We start from the raw sequence: 6985 nt of genomic DNA, 5'->3' as shown, positions 1-6985 counted from the left end.
TGTATTATAGTTTTGGTCGGCAAACCTACTATAATTTTACAACGGAGGTTTTTTTATTTCTACTCACCGCTAGAAGCTTTCCGGAACCACAGGTAGAACCTGTGGTATTCTAAATACAAGAAAAAGGAGTTGCTATTATCAGCAACTCCTTAATTATCCATTAATCATAATTTTTAATACCCATATAAGACAAATCATAAATATTATTTTGAGAATACTCAAAATCATCAAAATCATTTATACTTACTTTATTGTGATTTAAGTGCTCTATAAACGGACATACCTCGTCATCTTTAGATACAGGGTACATTGGGCACTCGTTATAACAGTTTACTTTCTCTTTTTTTGAAGACCAAAATGGACATTTACTCACAAACCCCACCCCCAATAATTGTAATCGAAATCACAAGGCCATTATAATCTATTTTTTAACAAAAATAAAGCATTTTTTAGCAAAAATATAAAATTTTTAACATTTTACAATTTATTAATAATTACTTATTAATTCTAAATGTATTTTTTGATACTGATATATTTATAATTTCATTTTGAAAAGCCTTTAATAATGCCTTTTCTAATACCATTTCAGCATCAAAATTATCTGCATCTAAGCATTCAGCAAAAACTTTATTTAATTTTCCATCTATATTCCTATAAGTTAATGTAACATACGGTTTATCATAATCTACACTTACTATTCTTAATCCCCAAGATATTTCTGCATATTCACCATCTACAACAAGCTTAGTCATATTTTTAAGTTTTTGTCTTTCTTCATTTGGATCATTTACTATTATTAATTCATCTCCGACCTTATACTTTGACATAATACTTCCTCCTATAAATATATCTATATAATAATAAATATTATTTTTACTTAAACATATTCGTATAATTAATAATTTTTAAAATATTATTTAATTATTTTCTACTCTATAAACTACTCTCTATTAATATTAATTATTGACAAATATCTATTTCCCAACATATAATATAATTAAATAAAATAGAAAGGTGGAAGTATATACATGGATAATATTACTTCTATATTTAAAGAAAAGAAGCTTAAACTTACACCTCAAAGACTTGCTGTATATCAATACTTAATGGGAACTAAGGATCATCCTTCTGCAGAAGCGATTTACAAAGCTCTTCAACCTATATATCCTACAATGAGCTTAGCTACAGTTTATAAGGCACTTAAAACTTTAGTTGAAGTTGGTTTAGTACAAGAAATTAATGTAGGTGAAGGTAATTTTAGATACGATGCTACAGTAAATGATCATGCCCATATTCAATGCTTAAAATGTAGTAGAGTTGATGATTTAGAAATTGATTCATTCCCAAATTTAAATCAGATAGCAGCCGAAAATTCTAAGTACGAAATAAAATGGAATAAACTTTTCTTTTACGGTGTTTGTGAAAGTTGTCAGTAAGTATTATTTAATACTTACTGTTTTTTTATTATGAATTTATATTTATATCCTCTCATATAATTTATTGAGGTGATATTATGGTAAAGTTTATTGTATTAGAAAAAAAGAAAATCTTTAGATGGCTTTTTATAATTATTCTTTTAGCACTCTTCTTAATTATATTTTTTTCAATTTTCTTTAAAAATGATTCTCTCGAATCTTTTATCTCATCAACTATACATAATTCAAATGATAAGGACTATAACGGTGATGGAATTTTAGATAGTATAGTAGTTGATAAAAAAAATTCACATTATATTATAAAAGTAAAAACCTCTAAAAATGAATATGTGCTAAAAAATGACTTATACGGAGATGCTTTAATCGATTTATATGATTCTGTATCTATAAAAATTACATCCTTAGACCTATCTAGAGATGGTATTCCAGAAATAATTTTAACTGGCTTTAAAAATCAAAAACCTATAACTTATATTTATCAATGGTGCGATGATGAGTTTAAAGAAGTTTTCTCTTGTTCAAAAAATATTTTTGGAATTGTAGACTCTGAAAATTCTAGAACACCTAAAATTTTATATGCACTTTCAGAAAAAGGAGATGAGTCAACAGAATCTTTTATTTTTAATGGTAAAACAATTAAAGATATAACATTTTCAAAACTTCAAATTCCTGGATTAGGAGTTATACAAAAATTCATTGATTTGATTCAACTAGATTATGAAATTGAAGATGCTCCTGGAATTTTCACCGAATATATAAACTCTGATGAACTAGGAATTCTTTGGAATCTAAGCAAAGAAAATTATAGGTATTCATTCCAAAATGGGTATTTCTATGATATAAATTGGGATAAAAACGCTCTCCCTTCCTCTATTATTTGGCGAATATCTTTCGAAAAAGTCAATTCTTCTGATTCTACGAAACCTAAAGAAGAAATTATTTTTAATGTAAAAACAGATATTAATCAATACGGAGAATATAAGATATCTAGTATAAAGAAAGAAAATTAAAAGGCCGCTCAACGCGGCCTAAAAGGGGGATGGGGGGGTTTAGCTTTAATGAAGATGTAATCTTCATTTGCTATAGGAGAATACTTCTCCGGTACAATTATATTATTAACCCTATTCCCTGCTTTTATACATTTTAAATAAATTAATCTTCAAATGCACCATCATTATATAGTTTTATAATTTTATCTATAAACTCTTTTTTCTCTTCCCCTACTATATTTCTAAAGGAATTTAGTAATTGTATGTTATCATCTTCATACTCTAAATCTTTTAAATCATCAAAGCTTTGATTCTGGTTATCAACTCTATTATTGCTTTGCGCATTTGTCTGACTTTGTTTACTATTTTGTTGACCTTGTTGTTGTGCTGGGCTTCTTCCCATACCATTCATTAAATTTTGTAAAGATCCTAAATTAAAATTATTGAAATCAAACCCATCTGCTCCCATAGATTGTAACATGCTATTTATTTGATTCATATCTATATTACCAAACATACTTAGTAATTGATTTGGATTAATTCCAAAAGGATTATTATAATTCATCTGCTGTTGCCTATTATTATTGTTATTACTATTATTTGTGCTACTTACTTCTTGCCTCTTTCTATGTCTTTTTTTAGACATAAGCCCTCCTCCTAGAGATTTCTTTACTTTCATTATATGTATTTTAATTATTTATGTTATAATTTTAGATATTTTTTTGGAGGGCCCATAAGGCCCTCCATCCTCTATACTAGCAGCAACAATCGCTTTCGCAGCAACATCCGTTTCCACCGGCATTATTTGTTCCAAATAAATTACCGAAACAGCCTCCGCATAGTAAGAATAATAGTATTATCAAGAAAGATCTATTGTTTCTTAAAAGACCTGATCCACATGCTATCAATAGGAATATAATTGGAGAAACACAGCTGTTTAATCCTGCAAATTGACTTCCACAGCATCCATTTCCGCCATAACCAGCATTATTACTTGGGCAACAGCATACTTCTTCACAACAACATCTATTTTTTTTCTTTGACATTTATACTCTCCTCCTTCCTATAACCTAGCAGCATCCGCCCAAAGCATCAAAGCCTTGATCGAATCCACTTCCAAAAGTATTACATCCTCCAAAGTTATTACCACAACCGCCACATAAGAATAAGATAACTAATAAGAATAAATATCCTCCACATCCGCTACCATATCCAGCGTTATTGTATCCACTATTTCCACAGCAACAGCAATCATTTTTACGTGGCTTACAGCAGCATCCTCCGCCACCATAATTAGCTCCTTGATTAGTGTAGAATAAAATTAACAATATCCATATCCAGCTTCCAAAACCACAACCTGATACGCTATTGAAATTTGTACCTTGTAAGCCTGTTGGACAATCACAAGAATTTAATCCATCAATAATGTCATTCATTTGCATACTTACTTCCTCCTAAGGATTTTGTTTTTTTATTTTTATACTATATACTATTCTAATTTTTATAATTTGACACTAGTTTTATTTTTGATAAAAAATTTTATAACAAAAAAAACTGCCTTTTTGGCAGTTTTTTTATTTATTCTTCTACTAAATCTCCAAAGATATTATCTATTAACTCTTCTTTCCCATTTTTCTTTACTGATGAGAATAAATAGAACTCGTCTTCAGGTCCTAGCTTCAGCGTTTCTTTAATTAATTTCTTACTTTTCCCAATTTCATTATTAGATAGTTTATCACTTTTTGTTGCAATTACTATAACCTTATATCCAAAATGTTTTATCCATTCATGCATAAGAATATCGTCTGCAGTAGGTTTATGCCTAGAGTCAACTAATAAAACTACTTTTTTCAATTGTTCTCTTTCCATTAGATAAGTTTCAATTGTTTTTCCCCAACTCTCTTTTTCCTTTTTAGATACTTTCGCATATCCATATCCAGGTAAATCAACTAAATACATTTCATCATTTATTAAAAAGAAATTTATAAGTCTAGTTTTACCAGGCGTTTGAGAAACCTTAGCTAGCTTTCTTCTATTAGTTAAGGCATTTATTATAGAACTTTTACCTACGTTTGATCTTCCAACAAAGGCAACTTCTGGTCTTACATCTACAGGGTATTGATTTCTTTTCACTGCTGATGTAATAAATTCTGATGTTTTAATTATCATTATTTTCAACTCCAATTAATGCATTCTCTAATACCTTATCAATTCTATCAGCAAAAACTAAGTTTAATTTAGATTTAACTGATTTAGGTATTTTATCTACATGTTTTTCATTTTCTTTTGGTAATATTATAGTATCTATTCCTATTCTATGAGCAGCTAAGCATTTTTCCTTAACTCCCCCAATAGCTAGTACTCTTCCAGTTAATGTTATCTCCCCAGTCATAGCAACATTGCTCTTAACCTTTTTATTTGATAAAGCTGAAACAAGTGCTGTAGTCATAGTAACGCCAGCTGAAGGACCATCTTTTGGTACTGCACCTTCTGGAACGTGTATATGAATATCATTTTCCTTATAAAAGTCTTCTGGTATTCCATATTTCTTTGCATTAGCTCTTACATAACTATATGATGCTTTTGCAGATTCTTTCATAACATCACCTAATTGTCCTGTAAGATCTAATTTACCAGATCCTTTCATAACACTAACTTCCACCGGTAAAGTATCTCCACCATAAGCTGTCCATGCTAAACCTGTTACAACTCCAACCTTATCTTCTCTATCTATTTTTTCATATTCAAATATTTTAGGACCTAGATACTTTTCAACTTTATTAGCTGATATAGTAATACTCTTATTATTGTTCTTTATAAGATCAGTTATAGCTTTACGAACAATTTTATTTATTTGTCTTTCAAGTGTTCTAACTCCAGACTCCATAGTATAACTATTTACTATTTCTTTTATTACATTATCAGAAATTTTGATGGTATCTTTGTCTAAGTTATGCTCTTTTAAAGTCTTAGGTATAAGATGATTTTTAGCTATATTAAACTTTTCTTCATAAGTATAGCCTGATATCTCTATAATTTCCATTCTATCTAATAATGGTCTAGGTATAGTGTCTAAAGAGTTCGCTGTAGTAATAAACAATACATTAGATAAATCAATATCTACTTCCATAAAGCTATCTCTAAAGTTCATATTTTGATTAGGATCTAATACTTCTAACAAAGCATCTGCAGGGCTTCCTTTATGATCTGAACTTAACTTATCTATCTCATCTAGTAAAATTAATGGATTATTAGATCCAGCTTCTTTTAAAGCATATACAATTCTACCTGGAATTGCTCCAATATAAGTTCTTCTATGCCCTCTAACTTCTGCTTCGTCTTTGACTCCTCCAAGAGAAATTCTTGCAAATTTACGATTTACTGCATTTGCTACTGATTTTGCTATAGAGCTTTTCCCAACTCCTGGTGGACCAACTAAACATAAAATAGGTCCTTTTATACTTTTTGTATATTGTTTTATAGCAAGATATTCTAATATTCTCTCTTTTACTTCATCTAAACCATAATGTTCTGCATTTAACACTTCTTCTGCCTTTTCTATATTAAAAGTATCCCTTGTACTCTTATTCCAAGGAAGGGCTATAATCCAATCTAGATAAGTTCTTATATTATTACCATCTCCAGAATTAGATGTTTTTAATCTAGAAAGTTCATATTCAACCTTTTCTTTTACATCCTTAGGCATTTTTAACTTGGCTATTTTTTCTTTATAGTTTTCTATTTCATTTTTCTCTTCATCTTCACCAAGTTCTTCTTGAATTACTTTAACCTGTTCTCGTAAGAAGTACTCCTTATTAGCCTTGTCAACTTTATCCTTAACCTTATTCCCTATTTCTTTTTCAATATTAATAATTTCTATTTCTTCTGTAATATAAAGAATTAACTTTTCAATTCTTTCGTAAACATCAAGTGTTTCAAGAATTTCTTGCTTTTTATCATCTTCAAGTTCAATAAAAGATGCCACTAAATCAGTTACTTTACTTAAGCTTTCTTCTTTAGTTATTGCTAATGGTACTTTATTCCCTTCAACATCAGCCGCTTCTATATATTGATTAAATGACTTTGTTAAAAGGTTTCTATATGCTGATTCCTTAGCATCGTCTCCTTTAACATATTCATTTTCTATTTTAACAATATTAGCTTTCATAAATTTTTCTTCATCTAATATATCAACAATTTCAGCTCTTTCAATACCTTCAACTAATACTCTTGTAATACCTTTAGGCATTTTTAATATTTGCTTAACTTTTGATATAGTTCCAATGAAGTAAACATCATCCTTAGTCGGATTTTCTATCTCAGGATCTACTTGTGATACTAAAAAAATCTCCCCATTTTCTTTCATTGCTTCTTCTAAAGCTGCTATGGATTTTTCCCTACCAACATCAAAATGTATAATCATATTGGGAAAAATCGTAATGCCTCTTAACGGAATAACAGCTAAAGTTATTTGACTTCTTTCCATTTTCCCCCTCCATTCTTCTTTACTGTTAAAATTTATCTAACCAATTTAGTATACACATAAATATATATTTTTTC

General features: G+C 29.0%; 9 protein-coding genes. 2 read left to right on the top strand and 7 right to left on the bottom strand.

Going from position 1 to position 6985, the window contains the following annotated elements; translation table 11 throughout:
* Nucleotides 1-160 precede the first annotated feature (160 nt).
* Nucleotides 161-373 (bottom strand): hypothetical protein, encoded by a 213-nt coding sequence (locus H8S10_RS13560; RefSeq protein WP_055267293.1) that lies wholly within the window; start codon nt 371-373, stop codon nt 161-163.
* 121 nt (nt 374-494) lie between these two features.
* Entirely contained in the window at nt 495-827 is a 333-nt protein-coding gene (locus tag H8S10_RS13555) for a hypothetical protein (protein WP_186839233.1), read from the bottom strand.
* A gap of 201 nt (nt 828-1028) precedes the next feature.
* On the opposite strand from H8S10_RS13555, the gene H8S10_RS13550 reads away from it, so the two are divergent.
* Nucleotides 1029-1436, top strand: a complete 408-nt coding sequence (locus H8S10_RS13550; protein WP_055267289.1) for a Fur family transcriptional regulator — start codon at nt 1029-1031, stop codon at nt 1434-1436.
* A 77-nt stretch (nt 1437-1513) separates the two neighbouring features.
* Entirely contained in the window at nt 1514-2446 is a 933-nt protein-coding gene (locus H8S10_RS13545; RefSeq protein ID WP_186839232.1) for a hypothetical protein, read from the top strand.
* 142 nt (nt 2447-2588) lie between these two features.
* Here the strand turns inward: H8S10_RS13545 and H8S10_RS13540 are convergent, their stop codons facing one another.
* From H8S10_RS13540 to lon, 5 genes are all read right to left on the bottom strand, one after another.
* Nucleotides 2589-3071 (bottom strand): hypothetical protein, encoded by a 483-nt coding sequence (locus H8S10_RS13540; protein WP_055267285.1) that lies wholly within the window; start codon nt 3069-3071, stop codon nt 2589-2591.
* A gap of 109 nt (nt 3072-3180) precedes the next feature.
* A complete protein-coding gene (locus tag H8S10_RS13535; protein ID WP_055267283.1) occupies nt 3181-3471 on the bottom strand; it encodes a hypothetical protein in 291 nt (96 codons plus the stop codon).
* A 24-nt stretch (nt 3472-3495) separates the two neighbouring features.
* Nucleotides 3496-3867, bottom strand: coding sequence for a hypothetical protein (locus tag H8S10_RS13530; protein WP_055267282.1), 372 nt, complete (start codon nt 3865-3867; stop codon nt 3496-3498).
* A gap of 136 nt (nt 3868-4003) precedes the next feature.
* Nucleotides 4004-4594, bottom strand: a complete 591-nt coding sequence (gene yihA, locus H8S10_RS13525) for a ribosome biogenesis GTP-binding protein YihA/YsxC (protein WP_055267281.1) — start codon at nt 4592-4594, stop codon at nt 4004-4006.
* Nucleotides 4584-6911: an endopeptidase La gene (gene lon / locus H8S10_RS13520; RefSeq protein WP_186839231.1), complete on the bottom strand. Its 2328-nt coding sequence runs from the start codon at nt 6909-6911 to the stop codon at nt 4584-4586. The genes yihA and lon overlap by 11 nt, the downstream gene beginning before the upstream one ends.
* Between the last annotated feature and the right edge of the window lie 74 nt (nt 6912-6985).

Origin of the sequence: Clostridium sp. NSJ-49 (genome assembly GCF_014287725.1) — a bacterium.
GTDB lineage: Bacteria > Bacillota > Clostridia > Clostridiales > Clostridiaceae > Clostridium > Clostridium disporicum_B.
Note: the sequence above shows the minus strand (reverse complement) of the source record. Positions and strands in the feature narration are given on the sequence as shown.